Raw genomic sequence first — 22,661 nt, forward strand, 5'->3', positions numbered from 1 at the left:
GGCGGCTGCGCGCACGCCTCGTCCTTCGAGACGGCGCTAACGCGCCTCCTCAGGATGAGGCTAATCAGCATCAGTGCTCGTTGAAACCGCTGCCGCGCACTCCGCCCTCATCCTGAGGAGCCGGCCCAAAGCGGGCGTCTCGAAGGATGGCCGCAGGAAAAAGCTCCCAAATACGATAGCCCTGCGCAACCGGGAGACGGCTGGGGGTATTAGCTCGCAGCTTTTGCATTCTGCCGGGAAATCGCTATTTTCCGCGGCCCGGAGGCCCCTGATGTCCGTTATTGATCTAGCCGCAAACCCGAGCGAGTTGCGTGCGCTCGCCGAACAATCCAACGCCTGGCCGTTCGAGCAGGCGAAGGCCATTGTCGCGCGGCTGAAGAAAAGCCCGAAGGACGAGGTGCTGTTCGAGACCGGCTATGGTCCGTCCGGCCTGCCGCATATCGGCACGTTCGGCGAGGTGGCGCGCACCTCGATGGTGCGCCACGCCTTCCGCGTGCTCACCGAGGACAAGGTCAAGACGCGCCTTTTGGCGTTCTCCGACGACATGGACGGCTTCCGGAAGGTGCCCGACAACGTTCCGAACAAGGAGATGCTGGCTGCTCATATCGGCAAGCCGCTGACGCGGGTGCCGGATCCGTTCTCCAACGAGTACCCGTCGTTCGGCGCGCACAATAACGCGCGCTTGCGCGCGTTTCTGGATCATTTCGGCTTCGACTACGAGTTCGCGAGCTCGACGGACTATTACACGTCGGGCCGCTTCGATGCGACGCTGCTGAAGATGCTCGCCGCCTACGACAAGATCATGGCGATCATCCTGCCGACGCTGGGCCCGGATCGCCGCGCGACCTATTCGCCGTTCCTGCCCATCAGCAAGACCACGGGCGTCGTGCTGCAGGTGCCGATGATCCGCCGCGACGTCGCGGCGGGCACGGTGACCTACGTCGATCCCGATACCAACCAGGAAGTTGAAACGCCCGTCACCGGCGGCAACGTCAAGTGCCAGTGGAAGGCCGACTGGGCGATGCGCTGGGTCGCGCTCGGCGTCGACTACGAGATGGCGGGCAAGGACCTGATCGATTCCGTGAAGCTGTCCGGCGCGATCGCCAGAGCGCTCGGCAGCACGCCGCCCGAAGGCTTCAACTACGAGCTCTTCCTCGACGAGAAGGGCCAGAAGATCTCGAAGTCGAAGGGCAACGGCCTGACCATCGACGAATGGCTGCGCTACGCCTCACCGGAATCGCTCTCGTTGTTCATGTACCGCGAGCCGAAGGCGGCCAAGCGGCTGTATTTCGACGTCATCCCGCGCAATGTCGACGACTACCAGCAATTCCTCGACGGTTTTCCGAAGCAGGACGGCAAGCAGCAGCTCGGCAATCCGGTCTGGCACATCCACAACGGCAAGCCGCCGACGGGCGACATGCCCGTCACCTTCCAGCTGCTCCTGACGCTGGTGTCATCGTCGAACGCGGAGAACGCCGAGACGCTGTGGGGCTTCATCGGCCGCTACCGGCCCGGCGTGAGCCCGCAGACCCATCCGAAGCTGGATGCGATGGTGGGCTATGCCATCAACTATTATCGCGACTTCGTCGCGCCGACGAAGCAGTTCCGCGTACCCACGGACAGCGAGCGCGCCGCGCTGCAGGATTTGCGCGATGCGCTGTCGCAGCTTGCGCAGGACGCATCCGCCGAGGACATCCAGAACGTCGTCTACGAGATCGGCCGCCGCGAGCCGTTCCTCGACCAGGTCAAGAAGGGCAAGGACGGCCGCCCCGGCGTCACGCTGGACTGGTTCAACATGCTCTACCAGGTCCTGCTCGGCCAGGAGAAGGGCCCGCGCTTCGGCTCTTTCGTCGCGGTCTACGGCGTGCAAAACGCGGTCAACATGATCGACGGCGCCCTGGCGAGGAGTGCGTGAGCGGCGCAGTCACTGGCTCGCCCAGAGGATCCGCGCAACCCAGGCGACATCGCTTGCCGCGACCGTTCGCGCCGCCTGTGACGCATCGAGGGGCGCCAACTCCAGGGTCTTTGCCGTGCGGCGCTTCAGGGTCGCAATCGTGATCTCGTCCGTCTTGATCTTGACCACCACGCGATCACCCTTGCGGATCGGCGCCGCAGGCGAGACCAGGATGATGTCACCGTCGCGATAGGCAGGCAGTAGCGCAGCGCCGGAAATCTCCAGCGCAAAGACTTGACCGTCCTCTCCGATCGGAAGCGCGATCTCGGTCCAGCCCCTGCCGGTTGGAAGACCGGCCTCATCGAAGGCGCCGCTCATTCCGGCCTGTGCAAAGCCGAGCAGCGGCACCGAGCCGCGGCCGCTTCCACCGTCGTCATCAATCAGCTTCGCAAAGCTATCGATCGAGGCGTCGGCCGCCGCCAGCGCTTTTGCGATCGATTCGGTCGAGGGCCAGCGCTCGCGGCCGTCGGCGGTGACGCGCTTGGACCTGTTGAAGGTGGTAGGGTCGAGCCCGGCACGCTTGGCAAGGCCGGACGGCGACAATCCGGCGCGCGCCGCCAGCCGGTCCAGCGCGGCCCAGATCTGGTCGTGAGTCAGCACCCTCTGCGCTTTGGCCTGTCTGACCATGGAAGGTCCAGCCCGTCGCAACTCAGGAAAACTGTCCTCAAATCAACCGGTTTTCCGTTTTTCGCGCAAGAGGCGACCGAGGCGGCGTTCGCAAACGAAGCGGGTAGCCGTTCGCGTCAGGAAAGCGCGCAAAACGGGAATCTGGAGCCCCGTGCCGATTTCATCGGCGCGGAAAAGGCTCTAAGCCTTGAGTTCGGAAGGGGCGGGCTTTACGGTCGCGCCGGGGTTTCGAGGACCCGCGAAAAGCGAAAAAACCCAAGAGACTCAAAGAACAAACAAGGCTGCGGTAGCGGTGGTCAAGATCTACAAAATCTGTCCGGCCTCGGCCTGGCGCGAGGCGGAACGGCAGGGTGTCTACCGGGGCAGCGCAGATGACGCGCGCGACGGGTTCATCCATTTCTCGACCGCGGCCCAGGTTCCCGAGACCCTGCGCAAGCACTATTTCGGGCAGCGCGCGCTGTTCCTGGTCGAGGTCGATGGCGACGCGCTCGGCAGCGAGTTGCGCTGGGAACGCTCGCGCAATGACGAGCTCTTCCCGCATCTCTATGGCGAGCTCGATCTCGGCGCGGTCCTGGCGGTGATGAACCTCAACATGCGCTCTGACGGCAGTCACGATGTTCCGGAGCTGTTGCCGTGATCCGCGCGTTCGACGCCTTTTCGCTGCCGGTGCTGCGCTGGCTCGATCCCGAGGACGCGCATCGCCTCGCGATCCAGGGCCTGCGCTTCCTGCCGCCGGTCAAGCCGCGCGCCGATGATCCCAAGCTCGCGGTGCGCGCCTTCGGGCTGAACTTTCCCAATCCGATCGGCATGGCCGCGGGCTTCGACAAGAGCGCCGAGGTGCCGGACGCGCTGCTGCGGCTCGGCTTCGGTTTCGTCGAGATCGGCTCGGTGACGCCGAAGCCGCAAGCCGGCAATCCGCGGCCGCGGCTCTTCCGTCTCGAGCGCGACGAGGCGATCATCAACCGCATGGGCTTCAACAATGACGGCGCGGAGGCGGCTCTGCGCCGGCTTGCCGCGCGCGCGCAGCACGGCGGCATCGTCGGCGTCAATGTCGGCGCCAACAAGGATTCGCCGGACCGCGTCGGCGACTACGTCAAGCTGATCGAGACCTTCGCGCCGGTGGCGAGCTATTTCACCGTCAACGTCTCCTCGCCGAACACGCCGGGCCTGCGCAACCTTCAGGAAGGCGCGCTGCTCGACGATCTGCTCGCGCGCGTGATCGAGGCCCGCGAGCGTGTCAGGCAGAAGGCCGGCGACACGCCCGTGCTGCTCAAGATCGCGCCGGATCTGAGCCTCGCCCAGCTCGACGATGTCGTGCAGGTCGCGCGCTCGCGCCGGGTCGACGGCATGATCGTGTCGAACACCACGGTCGCGCGGCCGAGCACGTTGCGTGAAGAGACGCGGGCGAAGGAACAAGGCGGCCTGTCCGGCCGGCCGCTGTTCCGCCTGTCGACGCGCATGGTCGCGGAAACCTATGTGCGCGTCGAGGGCGCATTCCCGCTGATCGGCGTCGGCGGCGTGGATTCGGGCGGCGCCGCGCTGACCAAGATCCGCGCCGGCGCCAGCTTGATCCAGCTCTATTCCTCGCTGGTCTACAAGGGCCTCGGCCTGGTCGACGAGATCAAGCGCGACCTGACGTCGACATTGCTGCGGACAGGGCGGGATTCGCTGTCGGAGATCGTCGGCGCCGACGCGGCGACGCTGACGGCGGAAGACTGGCCGGGGATGTGAGGCGTCCTTCGCCTCTCCTCGCCTGCGCAGACTTCGTAGCCCGGATGGAGCGCAGCGCAATCCGGGAAGCTATCGGCATGGACAAAGCCCCCGGATTACGCTGCGCTCCATCCGGGCTACGGTTCTTCTACGGCTTCACGAACGTCGCCCGGTACAGCGCCGGATACCTCGCGCCCTGCAAGCCGCCGCGCGCGACGTAGAACGCGATCAGCGCACTCCACAGGCCGGTATTGCCGAACGATTGCAGCGCCAGCCAGGCGGCGAAGAAGATCGCGAGCGAGAGCAGCATCAGATTGCGCATCTCCCGCGCCCAGGTCGCGCCGACATAGATGCCGTCGAAACCGAAGGCGAACACGCCGGGGAGCGGCGCCAGCACGATGAAGGGCAGGAACTCGCGCGCCGCGCGGCGGACGTCCTCGCTCGCCGTCATGACGTTGATGATGTCAGGGCCGAACGCGGCGAACAGCACGGCGACGACAATTGCGAAGCCGAGCCCCCAGAGCAGCACCAGCCTGGTCGAATCCGCAAATCCCTTGGCGTCGCGGCCGCCAAAGGCGCGGCCGCAAAGCTGCTGGGCCGCATTGGCAAGGCCGTCGAGGAAGAAGGCGCTGACCAGGAGGAAATTGTTGAGCACGGAGTTCGCGGCCAGCGTGACGTCGCCGGCCCGCGCGCCCTTGGCGGTGAAGAACAGGAACACGGCGATCAGCGCCGCGGTGCGGATCAGGATGTCGGTATTCACCGCCAGGAGCCGCATCAGCTTGTCGCGATCGAACAGCGTTGCGCGAGGTATGGCAAAACCGCCGAGTGCATGGCGCCTGCACACGATCACGCCGAGCATGAAGCCGATCGTCTCGGACAGAAGCGCGGCGATCGCCGCGCCGGCAATGCCGGTGTCGTAGACCAGCACCAGCAGGATCGTCGCCACCATGTTGATGAGGTTGATGACGACCTGGAGCGCAAGGGCCGGATTGGCGCGGGCCTGCCCCACCAGCCAGCCGAGGATGACGTAATTGGCGAAGGCGAAAGGCGAGGACCAGATCCTGATCATGAAATAGGTCTTTGCGGCCTGCGTCACGCCCTCGCTGCCGCCCATCAGGTCGAACAGTGCGCCTGCCAGCGGCAGCTGCAGCACGATCAGCGCCGCACCGATCAGGCCGGCGACGATGAAACCGCGCACCAGGATCACGGTCTGCTCGCGCGTCTCGCCCGCGCCGAGCGCCTGCGCGGTGAAGGCGAGCGTGCTCATGCGCAGGAAGCCGAACAACCAGAACAGGCAGTCGAAGATGACGGAGGCCATCGCGACGCCGCCGAGCAGCGCGGCATCGTCGAGCCGCCCGATCGCGGTGGTCGAGACCACGCCGATCAGCGGCGTCGTGAGGTTCGCGACCATCGCCGGACCTGCAATGGCGAAGACCTGCCGGCTACCGACGCGGTGATGGACGGGTGCGTGCATCTTTCAGAACACGAGCACCATGCCGTCTTCGGCGGCGAGGTGCTCGACCTCGCCCAGGCGCGACAGCATGTCGTCACTCATATGGGTGAGGACGAGCCGCTTGGCGCCGATGTCGGGCAGATGCTGTTCCAAGGTCTTCAGGCTGAGGTGATTCTTGACCACCTTCTCGTACATATAGGCTTCGGCGATGAAAAGGTCCGCGCCATGCGCCAGCGGAATGAGCGTCTCCGTCCATTCGGTATCGGCGGTGTAGGCGAGCGTGCGGCCCTCGGCCGCGATGCGATAGGCGAGGAACGGTCCGCCTGATTCGCCGTGCACTACCGGATAGGGCGTCACATTCACCGCGCCGAAGCGCTGGCTTTGCCCGGGCGCGAGCTCGACCACGTTCAGCTCGAAGCGCTGCTTGGTGTTCGAGGAATGCTCGAACAGCGCCTCCATCACCTCGCGCAGCCGCCTGTCGATGCCTTGCGGGCCCGCGATCGTCAGCGGCCGCGTTCGCCGCGAGAATTGCGCGTCGAGCAGAACGAACGGCAGGCCGGCAAAATGGTCACCATGGAAATGCGTGATCAGGATCAGGTCGATGTCGCCCCGATCGATCTCGAGCCGCTTCAGCGCCGGCAGCGCCGACGCGCCGCAGTCGATCAGGAAGTTCGCTTTGCGCCCCGAGACGTGGAAGCAGGTGTTGAGCCTGCCGCCGGAGCCGAAGGCATCACCGCAGCCGACGAACCGCAATTGCATCGGCTGCGCACTCCCTCAATCCGATCCTTACCTGCCGCGCGGCGCGCCGAACACGCGCGACAGCAGCCAGATCGGAATCACGATGACCGCACCGAGCAGGAAGTAGCGCCACAGCCAGTTCACCGCATCGAAGCCGAGGTCCCACAGCCGCTGGAACAACAGGCGAATGCTGTGGATGATGTTCCAGGGATCGAAGCCGATCGTCGCCAGCACGACGCCGACCAGGATCGAGAGCAGCACCAGGCGGAACGCGACCGCCAGCGGCGAGCCGCCGAGAAAGCGGTGCAGGCCGTCGCTGCGGCCGGCCGGCAAATCTCTGACGTCTTGGACCATCGCAAACTCCTGAAGCGGATTCGAACCCATTATAGGCACGGCGGGGGACATGGGGAACCCGCAAGGGGCCGTCAATCGGGTTACGGGAGTTTAATTCGGGCGGAAGAGGGAGCGCACCGTCCTCGTGGCAACAGTTCACACCTCGATCTCCGCCGCCTCGGCCTTCAGCATCTTCTCCAGCGTCTCCAGCCGGTCGGCCTCTCGCGGCGGCTTGTCCCAGCGCAGGCGGCTGATGCGGGGGAAACGCATGGCGACGCCGGATTTGTGCCTGGGCGAGCGCTGCAATCCTTCGAAGGCGACCTCCAGCACCAGCCCCTTGTCGCCCTCATGCACGACATGACGCACGGGGCCGAACTTTTCCGTGGTGTTGCGGCGGACGAAGCGGTCGATCTGCAAGAGCTCCTCGTCGGTGAAGCCGAAATAGGCTTTCCCGACCGGCACCAGCTCCTCGCCATTCTCGGTCTCGGTCCAGACGCCGAAGGTGTAGTCGGAATAATAGGACGAGCGCTTGCCGTGGCCGCGCTGCGCATACATCAGCACGGCGTCGATGATGTGCGGGTCGCGCTTCCACTTCCACCATTGCCCCTTCGGCCGCCCCGGCAGATAAGGCGCATCGCGCCGCTTCAGCATGACGCCTTCGACGGCGTCCGCGTCCTCGCCGGCGCCGGCGCTCGCAGGATCCGCGCGTGCGGCGGTGAGTGCCTCCCAGCTATCGAAGGGTACGGTGGGCGAGAGATCGATGCGGGGATCGTCGAGCTTTGCGATGAATCGCTCCAGCCGCTCGCGCCGCTCGGCAAAAGGCAGCTCGCGCAGATCGTTCTCGTCGTCGCCGAGCAGGTCGTAGGCACGCAGGTGAATCGGAAACTCCTTGATCAGCTTCGGCGACACGACCTTGCGGTTGAGGCGCTGCTGCAACACGTTGAAGCTCTGCACCCGGCCCTCGCGCAGGATCAAGAGCTCGCCATCGATCGCGCCCGGCAGGCGCAGCGACGGCACGAGATCCGGAAAGCTTCCCGTGATGTCCTCGCCAGTGCGCGAATAGAGCCGCGCGGTGATATGGCCGCGCTCGTCGCGCCCGGCCACCGCCTGCACGCGGATGCCGTCCCATTTCCATTCGGCGATGTAGTCGGCGGGATCGAGCGCGGCGAAATCGTTGTCCTCGATCGCATGCGCCAGCATCACCGGCCGGAACGGCGCGGGATCGCGATTGACGGGCTTGTCGCCGCGGCCTTCCAGCCAGGCGAACAGGTCGAGATAGGGCGGGACGAGCCCCGGCCAGATCAGCTCGATCTCGTGTGGGTCCTTGTCGCCGAGCGCTGCGGCCGCAGTCTTGGCAAGGCGCGCGGAGATGCCGATCCGCAAGCTCCCGGTGACGAGCTTCAGCAGCGCCCAGCGCCCGGTCTCATCTAACTCGTCGAGCCAGCGCTCGAGCTGCTTGGGCAGCTCGGTCTTGCCCAGCGTGCGCAGCGTGGTAACGACCTCGGTGAGGCTCGGTGGCGGCGGGTTGTTGTGGGCGGCGAGCGCGGCCTTCGGCCACATCAGCGCCACCGTCTCGGAGAGATCGCCGACATAGTCGTAGCTCAGCCCGAACAGCACCTCGTCCGTGCGTGCTGCGATGAGGTCGCGGATCAGCGCGGGCTTGGCGTGCTTGAAGCTGAGTGCGCCGGTCAGCGCAGCCAGCGCATAGCCGCGGTCGGGATCGCCGACCTCGCGGAAATAACCGGTGATCAGCCGCAGCTTGTTGTTGCGGCCGGGCTCATAGGCGAGACGGTCGAGCAGCTCGGCGAAGCGGTTCATGCTTCGGCCTCGCCTTGAATCGGCGTCTCGCTCTCCTCCTCGTCGCCATAGCCGACGAGGTCGAGCGGCCGTGCCTTCAGGCCTTTGCTCCGGCACCAATGCACCAGCGCATCTTCCTGGCCGTGGGTGACCCAGATCTCGCCGGCGCCGGTCGCCGCGATGGTTGCGGTGAGGCCGTCCCAATCGGCGTGATCGGAGATCACCAGCGGCAGCTCGACGCCGCGCTGCCGCGCCCGGGCGCGCACGCGCATCCAGCCCGAGGCGAAGGCGGTGACGGGATCGGGAAAGCGCCGCGTCCAGAGATCGGAGGTGGCCGAGGGCGGTGCCAGCGTGATGGTGCCGGCGAGCGCCGCCTTCTTCATGCCCTTCACTGGTTTGAGCTCGCCGAGGTCGATCCCGCGGCTCTGATAGTAATGCGTAATCGTCTCCATCGCGCCATGCAGGTAGATCGGCGCGTCATAGCCGGCCAGACGCAGCAGCTTGATCACGCGCTGCGCCTTGCCGAGCGAGTAGGCGCCGACGAGATGCGCGCGCTCCGGAAACAGCGCGACCGAAGCCAGCAGCTTCTTGACCTCGTCGCTCGCATCGCCATGCCTGAAGACCGGCAGGCCGAACGTCGCCTCGGTGATGAAGACATCGCAGGGCACCAGCTCGAACGGCGCGCAGGTCGGGTCCGGCGCGTCCTTGTAGTCGCCGGAGGCGACGATGCACGTGTCCTTGCACGAGACGGCGATCTGCGCGGAGCCCAGCACGTGGCCGGCCGGGTGAAACTTGATCTTGACGTCGCCGAGCCGGATCTCCTCGCCATAGCGGATGGCCTGGGTCGAACCGGCGAAGTTCTCGCCGTAACGCAGCCGCATCATGTCCAGCGTTTCCTGCGTCGCCAGCACCGCGCCATGGCCCGCACGGGCATGGTCGGAATGGCCGTGGGTGATCACGGCCCGCTCCACGGGGCGGACGGGGTCGATATGGAAGCCGCCGGGCTTGCAGCACAGGCCGGCAGCATTTGGCAGCAGGATGTCTTGCGGACGCATGCCTGTTATATAAGTCGAGCCATCACATCTTCGAGTCACTTACCCGTTTCGTTTCCTGGTTCCTCAATGCCGCTCCGCCTGTTCCTGACCTCCGGCGATCTCATGGCCGACCGCCGTTTCGAGTTCGCGCGTGATCTCCAGCTCAAGGGCGACCTTCCCGCCGCGGCCGACCTCCTGGAGCAGGCGATCGAGCTTGCACCTGATTTCACCTCGGCCTGGTTCACGCTCGGCGAGATTCGTCAGCAGCTCGGCGAGCGCGACAAGGCCATCGCGGCCTTTCGTGAAGCGCGGCGATGCGACCCCGGGGATCAGCACGGCGCCGGCCTGCACCTGATGCGGCTCGGCGATACCGAGATGGCGGAGATGCCCAAGGCCTACGTGCAGGCCTTGTTCGATCAATACGCGCCGCGGTTCGAGCACGCGCTGATCAACGATCTCGGCTATCGTGCCCCGACGCTGATCTTCAAGGCGGTGCTGGCGGCGCGCGTCGCCGCCAAGAAGCCCGCCTACTTCAAGCGCGCCATCGATCTCGGCTGCGGCACCGGGCTCGCGGCCGCTGCCTTCGCCAAGCAGGTCGACCATTTCACCGGCATCGATTTGTCATCCGGCATGATCAAGGAGGCGCGGGCGACGAACCTCTATGCCGAACTCGAAGTCGCCGACATGATCGAGGGCCTGCGCGGCAAGGCCGACGCGAGCGCGAACCTCGTCGTGGCCGCGGATGCGTTCGTCTATCTCTCCGATCTCGCGCCGGTGCTGAGCGAAGTAAGGCGCGTGCTCGTCTCAGGCGGCGTGCTCGCCTTCACGGTGGAGACGCATGCGGGCGACGGCATCGTGCTCGGCGATGGCCTGCGTTATGCCCATTCCGCGGAATATGTGCGCAGCGCCATCGCGAAGGCGGGGATGAAGCTGCTGACTCTGGAGCCGGCCTCGCCACGCAACGAGAACAACGAGCCGGTGCGTGGCCTCGTCGTCGTCGCCGAGAAAACTTGAGTCTAGGCGCTAACGTCTCATGATTTGAGCGTCATTGCGTCGCAAAGCTGCGACTTCCCACTTGCGAGCCGAGCTGCGATGTCAGCACAATGCGCGCATCAGGGAGAAAACAACAATGACCAAGAATCCATCACGGCGCGATTTCAGCGCCGGCGCGCTCGCCACCATCGCCGCATCGACATTGCCCGCGCCCTACGTCTGGGCCGCGGAGAAGAAATACGATGCGGGCGCCAGCGACACCGAGATCAAGATCGGTCAGACCGTGCCGCATTCCGGCCCCGGCTCGCTCTACGGCGTGCTCGGCCGCGTCGGCGAAGCCTATTTCCAGATGCTAAATGAGAAGGGCGGCATCAACGGGCGCAAGGTCAAGTTCCTCACCATGGATGACGCCTACAGCGCGCCGAAATGCGTCGAGGCCACGCGCCGGCTGGTCGAGCAGGAGGAAGTGCTCGCATTGTACGGCTCGCTCGGCACCGCGCCGCAGACCGCCGTGCACAAATACCTGAACTCCAAGGGCGTGCCGCAGCTCCTGCTCAACACCGGCGCGTCGAAGTGGAATAATCCGAAAGAGTTCAAGTGGACGATGGCGGGCCTGCCGCTCTATCCGACCGAGGCGCGCATCCTGGCGCGGCACGTCGTCAGCGTGAAGCCGAACGCGAAGATCGGCATCCTCTACCAGAACGACGATTTCGGCCGCGACTTCCTCGGTCCGTTCAAGAAAGTACTGGCGGACGCCGGCGGCACCGCGCAAGTGATCATGGAGCAGACCTACGATCTCACCGAGCCGACCGTCGATTCCCAGCTCATCAATCTCTCGAAGTCCGGAGCCGACGTCTTCTACAACATCTCGACCGGCAAGGCCTCGTCGCAGTCGATCCGGAAAGTGGCCGAGCTCGGCTGGAAGCCGCTGCACCTCCTGTCCGCCGGCTCCACCGGCCGCTCGATCCTCAATGCCGCGGGGCTCGAGAACGCCACCGGCATCGTCGCGATCCGCTACAACAAGGAGGTCGGCCTGCCCAAATGGGAGAAGGACCCGGACGTGATGGCGTTCGAGGAGCTGCGCAAGAAGTACACGCCGGCGATCGACCCCGACAACACCATCGCCTTCGCCGGCTACGGGCAGGCCGCCACCATGGCCGAGATCCTGCGCCGCTGCGGCAACGAGCTCACCCGCGCCAACGTGCTGAAGCAGGCATCGAACCTGCAAGGTTTCCACTCGCCGTATTTCCTCGATGGCGTCACCTACAGCTACACGCCCGAGGACTACACACCGATGAAGACGCTGTTCATCTCCACCTTCACCGGGAAAGACTGGGACATCTCCGACAAGCCGATGTCGGAGTAGCGAGGCGGGCCCCGTCGCCTTTTCCTTCTCCCCTTGTGGGAGAAGGTGGCGCGAAGCGCCGGATGAGGGGTATCTATCCACACGCGAGCTCGCGGAGAGAGACCCCTCACCCGTCTCGCCGCTTCGCGGCGAGCCACCCTCTCCCACAAGGGGAGAGGGTAAGAGCGCACATCCACTGCAGATTAACCCAAGCGATACACAGCCTTGGCATTCACGCCGAAAGCCTTGCCCCGCACGCGCGGGCCGAGCCTCGCCAGGCAGGTCTCCAGCGCGGTCTTGATCTCGCCGTAGCTTCCCGCGAGCAGGCATACGGGCCAATCCGATCCGAAGATCAGCCGGTCTTCGCCGAAACATTTCGCGGCGTGCTCCACGAACGGAAACAGCCGTTCTGCATTCCAGTCGTCCCAGACCGCCTCGGTCGCCAATCCCGAGATCTTGCACCAGACATTGCCGCAGGCAGCCAGCGCTGCGATGCGCTCGGTCCATTCCGCGCTCCCGCCGGCGGCAATCGGCGGCTTGGCGGCGTGATCCAGCACGAAACGCGCGTGCGGAAAGGCCTGCGCGGTTGCGACCGCCGCGGGCAGCTCGCGGCTGCGGACAAGGAAATCGTAAGCGAGATCGTGGGCGAACACGGCCGTGAGTCCGCGCTGGACGTCCTCGCGCAGCAGCCAATCCGCATCGAGCTCGTCGTGGACCTGGTGGCGGATGCCGACCAGCTTGCCGCCACCAGGCAGAGCGCGCAGCCGGTCGAGCGTCTCGCCGAGCGCCGCATCGGTGAGATCGGCCCAGCCGACCACGCCGATCACCGAGGGCGTCGCATCCGCGATACGCAGGAACTCCTCGGTCTCCTCCAGCGCTGAGCGGCATTGCACCAGGATGCTGGCCTCGATGCCGTTCGCCTGTAGCAGCGGCGCGAGATCGGCCGGGCCGAAGGCACGGCGGATCGGCGCCAGCTCGTCCGCTTCCATCCAGGGATAATCGGCGCGCGCCGGGTCCCAGAAATGCTGGTGGGCATCGACGATCATGCCTTAATCTCCGCCGGGAAGCGGCGCGCGCGCATCGACCAGCTTTCGCGTCCGCAGCTCCTGCCAGAATGCCGGCGGCACCGCCTTCTCGGACATCGCGATGTTGTCGGCGACTTCGGCGGCATTGCGCGCGCCCATCACGGCGACCGTCACCGCCGGATGGGCCATGCAGAATTGCAGCGCGGCGGCTTTCAGCTCGGTGCCGTGCCTGCGGCAGAGTTCGTCGAGCTCCAGCGCGCGTGCCACGAGCGCAACATCAGCATCCTGATAGTTGAATTTCGCGCTCGCCCGCGGATTGGCCAGGATGCCGCTGTTGTAGATGCCACCGAGCAAAATGCCGATATTGCTGGCCTGGCACAGCGGAAACAGCGCATCCAGTGCGCCCTGATCGAGCAGCGTGTAACGGCCGGCGAGCAGGAAGCAGTCGACCGGCACGGCCTCGGCGAAGCGAGCCAGCATCCCCGACTGGTTCATTCCGGCGCCGATCGCCTTGACCGTGCCGTCCTCGCGCAGGCGCTGGAGCGCGCGGAAGGCGCCGGTGACGGCATCGTCATAGTGATCGTCGGGATCATGCACGAGCAGGACGTCGACGCGGTCGAGGCCGAGGCGCTGCAGGCTCTCCTCCACCGACCGCATCACGCCGTCATAGCTGAAATCGAACACCGGCCGCTCGCGCGGCGTGCCCTTGTAGTGCTCGTCCTCCGGCGCAGCATTGTCCGGTGCGCGCAGCAGGCGGCCGACCTTGGTCGAGATGGCGTAGGAGTCGCGCCTCTGTTGCCGCAGGAAGGCGCCCAGCCGCCGCTCCGCGAGGCCGAAGCCGTAAAGCGGGGCGGTGTCGAAGAATCGGACACCGAGCGACCAGGCGCGTTCAATCGTCGCTTGCGCATCGGCATCGCTGACGGGCGAGAACAATCCGCCGAGCGGGGCTGAACCGAGGCCGATCGAGGTGACATCGAGAGCGCCGAGCCGCGACCTTTTCATTCCCATCGCCTTCCAGCAGTCGTCGTCCATTCCAAATCATCTCTCCCGCTTGCGGAAACCGCAAGCGGGAGAGGCATGCAGAAGCGCGGGGCTGGGCAGCGCTCCTACTTCAACATCTTCGCGACGTTGTCCTTGGTGACGAGATCGAGGCCGGTGTAGACGATCTCCGGCACCTTCTCGCCCTTCTTGATGGCGAGCAGCGTGTCCATCGCCTTCTCGCCCATCTCGAACGGACGCTGGCCGACCAGCGCATTGGCATAGCCGTCACGCAGCAGCTCGAGCTGCATCTTCAGCGTATCGGCGACGACCAGCGTGAACTTGCCGGAATCGATGTCCTTCTTGTTCCTGCTGGCGAAGGCCTTGAAACCTTCGGGCGCGAACATCGGCCAGCCGCCGATCGGAACGATGGCGGCGAGATCCGGCGTTGCGGTGCGCATGTCCGTCATCTGCTGGACCGCGAGCGCGGGATCGTCGTTGCAGAAGCTCGGCGAACCCGCGACCTCGGTCCATTTCGAGCCCTTCAGCGCCTCGCGCACGCCGTCGACACGCTCGGCCAGGTTCTTTGCGCCGGGACCGCCAGAGACCATCGCGTATTTGCCGCCGTCAGGCCGCAATTTCAGCAATTCCTTGCCGAGGGCCAGGCCGAACTCCTTGTTGTTGGTGCCGATATAGGCGATGCGCTTGGAGCCCGGCGCGTCGGCATCGAAGGTGATGACGGGAATGCCGGCGGCGGTCGCCGCCTCGATCGACTTGGTCATGGCCGCGACGTCCGCGACCGAGATGGCGAGACCGTCGACCTTCTGCGTGATGAAGTCCTGGATGATCTGGGCCTGGTTCGCCGGCTCATGCTCGACCGGTCCCTTGTAGATGCACTCGATGTTGCCGAGCTCCTTGGCGCGCTTCAGGCAGCCGTCGCGCGAAAAATCGAAGAACGGATTGTTCATCGCCTTCGGCACGATGACGAAGCGGTAGTTCGCAGCAAATGCCGGCGTGGCCATCATCGCAACCGCGATGCCGGCAAGAAGCAGTTTCCTCATTGTCTCCTCCACTCTTGTTGGTGCCTATCCCCTCGAAAGCCCCCGGGAAGCGGATAGGCGACGTTTTCCTTGCCTTCCCGAGATGTCGTCATGTCAGGTCATCCGCGAGCGGACGCGGTCGACCAGCACAGCCAGAATGATGATCACGCCGACCAGCGTCTGCTGCCAGTACGAGGAGACCTGGGCCAGCACGAGGCCGTTGCGGATCACCTCCAGCAGCACGCAGCCGACGATGGCCCCGAGCGGACCGCCGATGCCGCCGGCGAGATTGGCACCGCCGATCACGGCCGCCGCGATCACGTTGAGCTCGTAGGACATCGCCATGTTGGCCGGCGCCGATCCAAGCCAGCCGGAGATGATGATGCCCTGCAGGCCCGCGGCGAGCGCGCAGATCACGTAGACCTCGATCTTCACCCGCACCACCGGAATGCCGGTGAGCTCGGCCGCCTTCTCGTTGCCGCCGAGCGCAAAGACGTGGCGGCCGAACGAGGTGTGGTGCAGCACCACCGCCATGGTCAGCGCCAGGATCACGAGATAGATGAACGGCGCCGGCACGCCGAGCACGTCACCGGACGTGAGCGAATAGAAATAATCGGCGTCGGGCCCACCCGGGAAGCTGCCGCGTCCGTTGGAGACGACATAGCCGAGCCCGCGCACGATCGAGAGCATGCCGAGCGTGGTGACGAAGGGTGACAGGCCGAGCACGGCGATGCAGAAGCCGTTGACGAGGCCGGCAATCAGCGCGGCGCCGAGGCCGGCGAGGATCGAGACAAGCAGGATCAGCCCCGGAACATTGGCGAGCACGGTCTTGCCGTCGGCGGCCATGTGCACCAGCGGCGATCCGGGCGCCGACAACTCGGTCATCACCATCGATGTGATCATGGCGGAAAAGCACATCATCGATCCCACCGACAGGTCGATACCGCCGGTGATGATCACGAAGGTGACGCCGAGCGTCGCAATGGCGATGAAGGAAAAGTTCTTCGCCACGTTCTGCATGTTGCCCTGGGTGAAGAAGTAGGGGCTGGCGAAATGCATGATCACCAGCAGCACCGCCAGCGCGAGCAGGACGTAGCCGGTCTGCGAGGCGAAGATGCCGCGCTGCCACCACCTGATCTTGCCGACATTGGTGAAGCTGATCGGGGATTCCAAGGGCATGGCCATCACGCCGCCTCCTTCGCACCGGTGATGAGGGCGGTGACCTCCTCGGGGGAGGTCTGGTGAATCGACTTGTCGGCGCGCTTCTCGCCGCGTCGCATGACGACGACGCGGTCGCATACGGCGAACACGTCGGGCATGCGGTGCGAGATCAGCATCACGGCGACGCCCTGCTCCTTGAGCCGGTGGATCAGGCCGAGCACCTGCTCGACCTGGCGCACCGAGATCGCGGCGGTCGGCTCATCCATCATTACCAGCCGCGCATTGGAGAGCCGGGTACGCGCGATCGCGACCGCCTGGCGCTGGCCGCCCGACATCTGTCTGACGAGATCGTCCGGGCGCGTCTCCGAACGCAGCTCGCCGAACAGCTCCAGCGCGCGCCATGCCATCGCCTTGTGGTCGAGCAAGGCAATCGGTCCGAACCTGCGCTTCAACTCGCGGCCAAGGAAGACGTTGGCGGCGGCCGTGAGATTATCCGCCAGCGCGAGGTCCTGGTAGACGACCTCGATGCCTACGGCGCGGGCATCGACCGGCCGGTTGAAATGCACCGCGCTGCCGGCAAAGCGCATCTCGCCATGCGTGGGACGGAAATTGCCGGCGATGATCTTCACCAGCGTCGACTTGCCGGCGCCGTTGTCGCCCATCAGGCCGACCACCTCGCCGGGCCAGACCTGCATATCGACGTCGTGCAGCGCGCGGATCGCGCCGAACTCCTTGCCGATGCCGGTGAGCTCGAGCACCGGCGTCGCGTCAGTCTTCGTCATCAGCGGCGTTTCCTCAGACATAGCGGTTGACCAGGGTTTCCAGATATTCCTGCCGGCCCGAGCGCGGCTGCGGATCGAAGCCGGGAGACATCGCACGGTCGGCGAGATCGGCGAGCGAACGCTGGCCGCCGAGAATGGCGCGGCCCTCCGGGCTCGCCCAGCCCTCGTAACGTTTTGCGAGCGGCGCACTCAGCGTGCCGGCGTCGAGCATGTCGGCGGCGGCGAGGAAGGCCCGCGCACAGGCATCCATCGAGCCGACATGGGCATGGATGAGATCATCGGGATCGATCGACTGGCGGCGGATCTTGGCATCGAAATTGAGTCCACCCGTGGTGAAGCCGCCACGGTTCAGGATCTCGTGGAACACCAGCGCCAGCTCCGGCACGTTCATCGCGAACTGGTCGGTGTCCCAGCCGAGCAGATCGTCGCCGCGGTTGATGTCGAGCGAGCCGAACACGCCGAGCGCCTCGGCCAGCGCCACCTCATGATGGAAGGAATGGCCGGCGAGGATGGCGTGGTTCTGCTCGATGTTGAGCTTGACGTCCTTGAGCAGGTCGTAGCGTTCGAGGAAACCGTAGCAGGTGGCGACGTCGAAATCATATTGGTGCTTGGTCGGCTCCTTCGGCTTCGGCTCGATCAGCAGCGGGCCCTTGAAGCCTATTTTGTGCTTGTGCTCGACGACGAGCGAGACGAAGCGGCCGAGCTGGTCGAGCTCGCGCTTGAGATCGGTGTTGAGCAGCGTCTCGTAGCCCTCGCGTCCGCCCCACAGCACGTAGTTCTGCCCACCGAGCCGGTGCGTCACCTCCAGTGCGGCACGGACCTGGCCGGCGGCATAGGTGAAGATGTCGGGATCCGGATTGGTCGCGGCGCCCGCCATGTAGCGGCGGTGCGTGAACAGGTTCGCAGTGCCCCAGAGCAGGCGGACCTTGCTCGATGCCATCTTCTGCTCGAACAGATCGGCGATGGCGTTGAGGTTGGCGACGGACTCGGCGAGCGAAGCGCCCTCCGGCGCCGCATCGACGTCGTGGAAGGTGAAGAAGGGGACGTCCAGCAGGCGGAACAGCTCGAAGGCGGCATCGGCCTTGGCGCGGGCCATCGTCATCGCGTCGGTGCCGTGGTGCCAAGGCCGCAGGAAGGTCTCGCCGCCGAAGGGATCGCCGCCCGGCCAGCAGAACGAATGCCAATAGCAGACCGCAAAGCGCAAGTGATCCTCGAGCCGGCGGCCATGCACCAGGCGGTCCTTGTCGTACCAGCGGAAGGCGGGCGCACCTTCGGCCTCCTTGCCGCCGAAGGCGACGGGTGCACTTGCATCGAAGAATTTGGCTGGCGCGTTCACTTAAGGCTCCTTCAATGCGGGATAAAGCGCGCGCCATCGCCGATAGGCCTCGTCATAGGCCGCAGCGACGGACGGGCGGGGTGTGAAGCTTGCGAGCCTGCGCGGGCGCGTGCAGACGTCCGCGGGGTTCTCGCCGGTCGCAGCGAGCCGGCCGAGCCGCGCGGCGCCGAGCGCGGCGCCGACCTCGCCTTCCTCGACGCGGTGGACGGGCATGCCGAGCACGTCGGCGCAGATCTGCGCCCATAGCGGCGAGCGCGAGCCGCCGCCGACGAGATCGACCTCGGCGATCGGCCCGCTGGCTGTGCTCAGCGCCGCCAGATTGTCGCGCGCGGCAAAGGCGACGCCTTCGAGCACGGCCTGCACGATCTGGGAACGTCCGATCGCGCCGCGCAGGCCGACGAAGGCACCGCTGGCGGCGGCATCGTTGTGCGGCGTGCGCTCGCCGTCGAGATAAGGCAGGAACTGGACCGTGCCAGGTGCATCGACGCGCTCGCCGAGCGGCGCCAGGAGCGCTGCGGCCGGCGTCTCCATCACGCCGGCCAGCCAGGCGAGCGAAGCTGCGGCCGACAGCATCACGCCCATCTGGTGCCAGAGGCCGGGCAGCGCGTGGCAGAAGGCATGCACCGCCGAAGCCGGCGCGGGGGCGAAGCGATCGGTGACGCGGAACAGGACACCCGACGTTCCCAGCGACAGGAAGGCATCGCCCGGCGCGATGGCGCCGAGCCCGATCGCGCTGGCCGCATTGTCGCCGGCGCCGCCCGCGACCACGACATTTTTCGCCATGCCCCAGCGCTGCGCGTATTCAGGCGCGAGCACCGCGCTCACCGCACTGCCCTCGACGAGGCGCGGCATGTGGTGCAGATCGAGCCCGGTGGCATGCAGCAGCAGCGCGGACCAGCGCCGCAGGCCGACGTCGAGCCACAGCGTGCCTGACGCGTCCGACATGTCCTCGACCATCTCGCCGGTGAGGCGATAGCGGACATAGGCTTTCGGCAGCAGCACCTTTGCCACGCGGTCGAAGATCTTCGGCTCGTGCCGTGCCACCCAGAGTAGCTTCGGCGCGGTGAAGCCCGGCATCGCGAGATTGCCGGCAATCGCGTGCAGCGAGGGACAGCGCCGCTCCAGCGCGGCGCATTCGGCCTGCGAGCGGCCGTCGTTCCAGAGGATGGCCGGACGCAGCGGCCGGCCGTCCTCGCCAAGCAGCGTCGCACCGTGCATCTGACCCGACAGCCCGATGCCGCGCACCTGCGCAACCTCGCGCGGATGGCGCGCGGCGAGATCGTCGACGGCGCCGACGGCCGCATCGACCCAGGCGTCGGGATCCTGCTCGGACCACAGCGGCGCCGGGTGCGACAGCGCAAGCTCGCGCGCCGCCGTCGCGGTCACCGCGCCGGCTTCGCTCACGAGCACCGCTTTCACACCGGACGTGCCGATGTCGATCCCGAGATACAAATCGTCCTCCCTTTCGCCTGCCGCGGGAGAGCGATCTTGCGTCGCTTTTCCCCGCTGGCGGTCCCGTTTCCAAGTTCACCTGCCGCTAGGGCAGATTGTCCCGCATCACAATGTCGATCCGGATCTTCTCCTGTTCACTCAAGATCGGCTCGCCGCGGGCGAGCGCGAGCAGCACGCGGACGGCCGCGCGCGCTTCATGTCCGGGGTTCTGCGAGATCGCGGCATCCATCACGCCCTGCAGCAGCAAGCGGCGGGTCAGCGCGGTGACGTCGTGCCCGACGAACACCACCTGCTTGTCGCGCCCGGCCGCGCCGGATGCCTTCGCGTTCTGGGCCTTGTCGTTCAGCGCTTTGGCGACGCCCTGCGTGCCGGCGCCAACGTTGTAGAGGCCGACGATGTCGCCATGCTTGCCAAGCAGCCGCGCCAGCAGCTGCTCCGAACGATCGTCCTCGTCGCGCCCTTCCAGCACCGGCAGCACGCTGAGATCGGGGAATTCCGACGCCATCACCTGGTTGAAGCCGAAGATGCGCTCGGCATGATCGCGCAGGCCCTGCGAGCCCGCGATGATCGCGACCTTGCCGGACCTCTGGCCGACCAGGCGCCCGACCAGCGCGCCGGCGGTGCGGCCCGCGGCGATGTTGTCGATGCCGACATAATGGTGGCGGCGCGAGGACGGCACATCCGAGACCAGCGTCACGACCTTGGCGCCGGCATCGACGAGGTCATTGATGGCGGCGCGGACGCTCGGATGGTCCAGCGCCACCACGGCGACGCCGTCATAGTCGCCGGACAGCGCCTCGAGCGAGGCCGCGAGCGCGGCGGGCTCGAACACGTCGGTTGCGATCATCTCGACATTGAGGCGGCGGGCCGACAGCCAGCCCGCCATCTCGCCGAGATAGGCCTCGATCTGCTGCATGAACGGGTTCGGGCCCGACGGCATCACGAAGGCGAAGCGGCGGGCGCGGCCGCGCGCGAGCTCGGCGGCCGCCACATGCGGCTGGAACGAATTGCGCGCGATGGCATCCTTGACGCGCCGGACCGTATCCGGGCGGACCCCCGGCCGGTTGTGCAGCACGCGATCGACCGTGGCGAGGCTGACACCGGCCTCGCGGGCGATGTCCTTCAGCGTCAGCACAGTCGGGCTCAGGGTCTCGGCCATGGCTGAAGGCTAGCAGAGGTGTTTTGAGGTACGCAACTCATTTGATGAGGGGATCGGTCTTTTTGCTTCCCCTTCCAGGAACGGCTTCCCCGGCGGGCCGTTGCCGGGGCGTGCGTAACGACATCACCCATGATTCCGGCGAGGGGCTGAGCCCGACGCTCGAGCGCAACATCCAGGCGCTGGTGGCGCGGCGGCGCCGGGAGCAGCAGGCGGCAAGCGGCCAGGACAAGGTCGCGGACGCGATCACGGCCTTCACCGGCAGCATGATCTTCGTCTACCTGCACCTCGCCTTGTTCGGGTTCTGGATCATCGCCAACCTGCATTGGATCCCGGGAATTCCGGCTTGGGACGAGAGCTTCGTCGTGCTGGCGATGATCGCCTCGGTGGAAGCGATCTTCCTCTCCACGTTCGTGCTGATCTCGCAGAACCGCATGACCGCGGCGGCCGACAAGCGCGCCGATCTCGATCTCCAGATCAGCCTGCTCGCCGAGCACGAGCTGACCAAGCTTGCCCACCTGCTCACCCAGATCGCCGAGCGGCTCGACGTCAAGCCGGACGCGGAGCGCGACCTGCAGGAAGCGGAGCGGGACATCGCCCCCGAGCGCGTGCTCGACAAGATCGAGGAGACGCGCTCCTAGTCTGGCGCCGAGAGATCGAGCGTCAGGTACAGGCTGTTGGGATCCTCGACATAATCCTCGAACGGGCCGCAGGCGACGAAACCGTGCGCCAGATAGAGTGCGTGCGCCGGCTTGAAATAGTCCCACGAGCCGGTCTCGAGGCTGAGCCGCGTCAGGCCGCGCGCGCGTGCCTCCATGATGATGTGGCGCAGCATCTGGCCGCCATAGCCGCGCCGGCGCGCGGTCTGCAGCGTGTGCATCGACTTGACCTCGCCGTGTTCAGCCGAAAGCGTCTTCAACGCGCCGGTGGCGACCAGCGTCTCGCCGTCCCAGCCGGTCCAGAATGCGACGTCGGGCGCCCGCAGGCCCGCGAGATCGAGCGCATGGTCGCTGCCCGGCGCCGTCTGCGCCCGCGCAGCAGCAACGTGGTGATCGAGCAGCGCGACGACGCGCGGATCATAGGTGTCGCCGGTCCGGATCTGCATCGTGCTCGTCTCCACGCTTTGCCCTCACATCTTGCCGTAGGACGCGCCGCGCCTGACGATGATGACGTAGCGCGCGTCCTGCTTGGTTTCGTTCTCGAAGATCACCGCGCGCATCACGTCGAAATCCAGACAATCGCCCTCGCGCAGCCGCACCGCCTTGGCGTCGATATGCACGGCGATGGCGCCCTCCAGCATCAGGAGCTGCTGGGTGAAGGCGTTGCGGCCCCAGGGGCTGTAGGAGACGCGCGCGCCGGCGGGAAGGTCGACCACGATGATCTCGATGCCGCTGGCCGCATCCGGCGGCGAGGCGTGCCGCCGGCGATAGCCGCTGTCGGGGTCGCGCCAGAGCGGCTGGTCCGCCAGCCGCACCAGGCGCTCCGGCGGCTTCTCGGTGAGCGCGACGACATCGCTGAGCGTGACGTCGAGCGCCGCGCAGAGCTTGTTCAGCAGCGCCGCCGTCGCACTGCTCTGCGCCCGCTCCACCCGCCCGATCATGGCCCGGCTGACGCCGGAGCGCCCTGCAAGCTCGTTCAACGTCATGCCCGCCTGCGTCCGCAGCGTCTTCAGCCGCCGACCGATGGCGCGATCGAGTTTCTGCTGGTCCATGGGTTTCATCCGAATATGGCCCGACAGGAGGACCGC

General features: G+C 66.3%; 22 protein-coding genes. 6 read left to right on the forward strand and 16 right to left on the reverse strand.

Features of this window, described 5'->3' with window-relative positions:
• The first annotated feature begins 271 nt into the window (after window positions 1-271).
• Window positions 272-1,915, forward strand: a complete 1,644-nt coding sequence (locus I6F09_RS16560) for a lysine--tRNA ligase (RefSeq protein WP_036020521.1) — start codon at window positions 272-274, stop codon at window positions 1,913-1,915.
• A gap of 9 nt (window positions 1,916-1,924) precedes the next feature.
• Here the strand turns inward: I6F09_RS16560 and I6F09_RS16565 are convergent, their stop codons facing one another.
• Window positions 1,925-2,581 (reverse strand): helix-turn-helix transcriptional regulator, encoded by a 657-nt coding sequence (locus tag I6F09_RS16565; RefSeq protein ID WP_225188532.1) that lies wholly within the window; start codon window positions 2,579-2,581, stop codon window positions 1,925-1,927.
• 292 nt (window positions 2,582-2,873) lie between these two features.
• Here I6F09_RS16565 and I6F09_RS16570 point away from each other — a divergent pair, with 292 nt between their 5' ends.
• A complete protein-coding gene (locus I6F09_RS16570; RefSeq protein WP_035996479.1) occupies window positions 2,874-3,218 on the forward strand; it encodes a DUF952 domain-containing protein in 345 nt (114 codons plus the stop codon).
• Entirely contained in the window at window positions 3,215-4,312 is a 1,098-nt protein-coding gene (locus I6F09_RS16575) for a quinone-dependent dihydroorotate dehydrogenase (protein ID WP_035996478.1), read from the forward strand. The genes I6F09_RS16570 and I6F09_RS16575 overlap by 4 nt, the downstream gene beginning before the upstream one ends.
• Window positions 4,313-4,439: 127 nt before the next feature.
• Here the strand turns inward: I6F09_RS16575 and I6F09_RS16580 are convergent, their stop codons facing one another.
• The 5 genes from I6F09_RS16580 to I6F09_RS16600 all read right to left on the reverse strand — a co-directional run bounded on the left by I6F09_RS16580 (window position 4,440) and on the right by I6F09_RS16600 (window position 9,667).
• Window positions 4,440-5,765 carry an MATE family efflux transporter gene (locus tag I6F09_RS16580; protein WP_225188533.1) on the reverse strand — a complete coding sequence of 442 codons (1,326 nt, stop codon included), beginning with the start codon at window positions 5,763-5,765 and terminating at the stop codon, window positions 4,440-4,442.
• A gap of 3 nt (window positions 5,766-5,768) precedes the next feature.
• The gene (locus I6F09_RS16585; protein WP_225157556.1) at window positions 5,769-6,503 is read right to left on the reverse strand and encodes an MBL fold metallo-hydrolase; all 735 of its coding nucleotides are present in this window, start codon (window positions 6,501-6,503) and stop codon (window positions 5,769-5,771) included.
• A gap of 27 nt (window positions 6,504-6,530) precedes the next feature.
• On the reverse strand, window positions 6,531-6,836 hold the full coding sequence (locus tag I6F09_RS16590) for a DUF6460 domain-containing protein (protein ID WP_035996474.1): 306 nt from the start codon (window positions 6,834-6,836) through the stop codon (window positions 6,531-6,533).
• A gap of 135 nt (window positions 6,837-6,971) precedes the next feature.
• The gene (locus I6F09_RS16595) at window positions 6,972-8,633 is read right to left on the reverse strand and encodes an ATP-dependent DNA ligase (protein ID WP_225134329.1); all 1,662 of its coding nucleotides are present in this window, start codon (window positions 8,631-8,633) and stop codon (window positions 6,972-6,974) included.
• Window positions 8,630-9,667: a ligase-associated DNA damage response exonuclease gene (locus I6F09_RS16600; protein WP_225143200.1), complete on the reverse strand. Its 1,038-nt coding sequence runs from the start codon at window positions 9,665-9,667 to the stop codon at window positions 8,630-8,632. The genes I6F09_RS16595 and I6F09_RS16600 overlap by 4 nt, the downstream gene beginning before the upstream one ends.
• Window positions 9,668-9,733: 66 nt before the next feature.
• Between I6F09_RS16600 and I6F09_RS16605 the strand changes: the two genes are divergently transcribed.
• Window positions 9,734-10,660, forward strand: a complete 927-nt coding sequence (locus I6F09_RS16605) for a methyltransferase domain-containing protein (RefSeq protein ID WP_109142197.1) — start codon at window positions 9,734-9,736, stop codon at window positions 10,658-10,660.
• Between the two features lie 115 nt (window positions 10,661-10,775).
• Window positions 10,776-12,005 carry an ABC transporter substrate-binding protein gene (locus tag I6F09_RS16610; RefSeq protein ID WP_109142196.1) on the forward strand — a complete coding sequence of 410 codons (1,230 nt, stop codon included), beginning with the start codon at window positions 10,776-10,778 and terminating at the stop codon, window positions 12,003-12,005.
• A gap of 182 nt (window positions 12,006-12,187) precedes the next feature.
• Here the strand turns inward: I6F09_RS16610 and I6F09_RS16615 are convergent, their stop codons facing one another.
• The 8 genes from I6F09_RS16615 to I6F09_RS16650 form a co-directional block, all read right to left on the reverse strand.
• Window positions 12,188-13,030: an amidohydrolase family protein gene (locus tag I6F09_RS16615; protein WP_225188534.1), complete on the reverse strand. Its 843-nt coding sequence runs from the start codon at window positions 13,028-13,030 to the stop codon at window positions 12,188-12,190.
• Between the two features lie 3 nt (window positions 13,031-13,033).
• Window positions 13,034-14,011 (reverse strand): aldo/keto reductase, encoded by a 978-nt coding sequence (locus tag I6F09_RS16620; protein ID WP_225188600.1) that lies wholly within the window; start codon window positions 14,009-14,011, stop codon window positions 13,034-13,036.
• Window positions 14,012-14,115: 104 nt separating this feature from the next.
• Window positions 14,116-15,048 (reverse strand): sugar-binding protein, encoded by a 933-nt coding sequence (locus I6F09_RS16625; RefSeq protein WP_057028437.1) that lies wholly within the window; start codon window positions 15,046-15,048, stop codon window positions 14,116-14,118.
• A 93-nt stretch (window positions 15,049-15,141) separates the two neighbouring features.
• The gene (locus I6F09_RS16630) at window positions 15,142-16,212 is read right to left on the reverse strand and encodes an ABC transporter permease (RefSeq protein ID WP_225188535.1); all 1,071 of its coding nucleotides are present in this window, start codon (window positions 16,210-16,212) and stop codon (window positions 15,142-15,144) included.
• A complete protein-coding gene (locus tag I6F09_RS16635; RefSeq protein ID WP_225188536.1) occupies window positions 16,212-16,970 on the reverse strand; it encodes an ATP-binding cassette domain-containing protein in 759 nt (252 codons plus the stop codon). The genes I6F09_RS16630 and I6F09_RS16635 overlap by 1 nt, the downstream gene beginning before the upstream one ends.
• A gap of 13 nt (window positions 16,971-16,983) precedes the next feature.
• Complete coding sequence (xylA, locus tag I6F09_RS16640; protein WP_225128501.1) at window positions 16,984-18,306, reverse strand: xylose isomerase; 1,323 nt, start codon at window positions 18,304-18,306, stop codon at window positions 16,984-16,986.
• Window positions 18,307-19,758 carry a xylulokinase gene (gene xylB / locus I6F09_RS16645; protein ID WP_225188537.1) on the reverse strand — a complete coding sequence of 484 codons (1,452 nt, stop codon included), beginning with the start codon at window positions 19,756-19,758 and terminating at the stop codon, window positions 18,307-18,309.
• An 85-nt stretch (window positions 19,759-19,843) separates the two neighbouring features.
• Complete coding sequence (locus I6F09_RS16650; RefSeq protein ID WP_225188538.1) at window positions 19,844-20,917, reverse strand: LacI family DNA-binding transcriptional regulator; 1,074 nt, start codon at window positions 20,915-20,917, stop codon at window positions 19,844-19,846.
• Window positions 20,918-21,027: 110 nt separating this feature from the next.
• On the opposite strand from I6F09_RS16650, the gene I6F09_RS16655 reads away from it, so the two are divergent.
• On the forward strand, window positions 21,028-21,555 hold the full coding sequence (locus tag I6F09_RS16655) for a DUF1003 domain-containing protein (protein ID WP_225188539.1): 528 nt from the start codon (window positions 21,028-21,030) through the stop codon (window positions 21,553-21,555).
• Here the strand turns inward: I6F09_RS16655 and I6F09_RS16660 are convergent.
• Window positions 21,552-22,019 carry a GNAT family N-acetyltransferase gene (locus tag I6F09_RS16660; RefSeq protein ID WP_225188540.1) on the reverse strand — a complete coding sequence of 156 codons (468 nt, stop codon included), beginning with the start codon at window positions 22,017-22,019 and terminating at the stop codon, window positions 21,552-21,554. The two genes, I6F09_RS16655 and I6F09_RS16660, sit on opposite strands and share 4 nt — an antisense overlap.
• A gap of 24 nt (window positions 22,020-22,043) precedes the next feature.
• Window positions 22,044-22,625, reverse strand: a complete 582-nt coding sequence (locus tag I6F09_RS16665) for an XRE family transcriptional regulator (protein ID WP_225153239.1) — start codon at window positions 22,623-22,625, stop codon at window positions 22,044-22,046.
• Window positions 22,626-22,661: the final 36 nt, after the last annotated feature.

Source organism: Bradyrhizobium sp. IC3195, assembly GCF_020193585.1.
In the GTDB taxonomy this organism is placed as follows: Bacteria; Pseudomonadota; Alphaproteobacteria; order Rhizobiales; family Xanthobacteraceae; genus Bradyrhizobium; species Bradyrhizobium yuanmingense.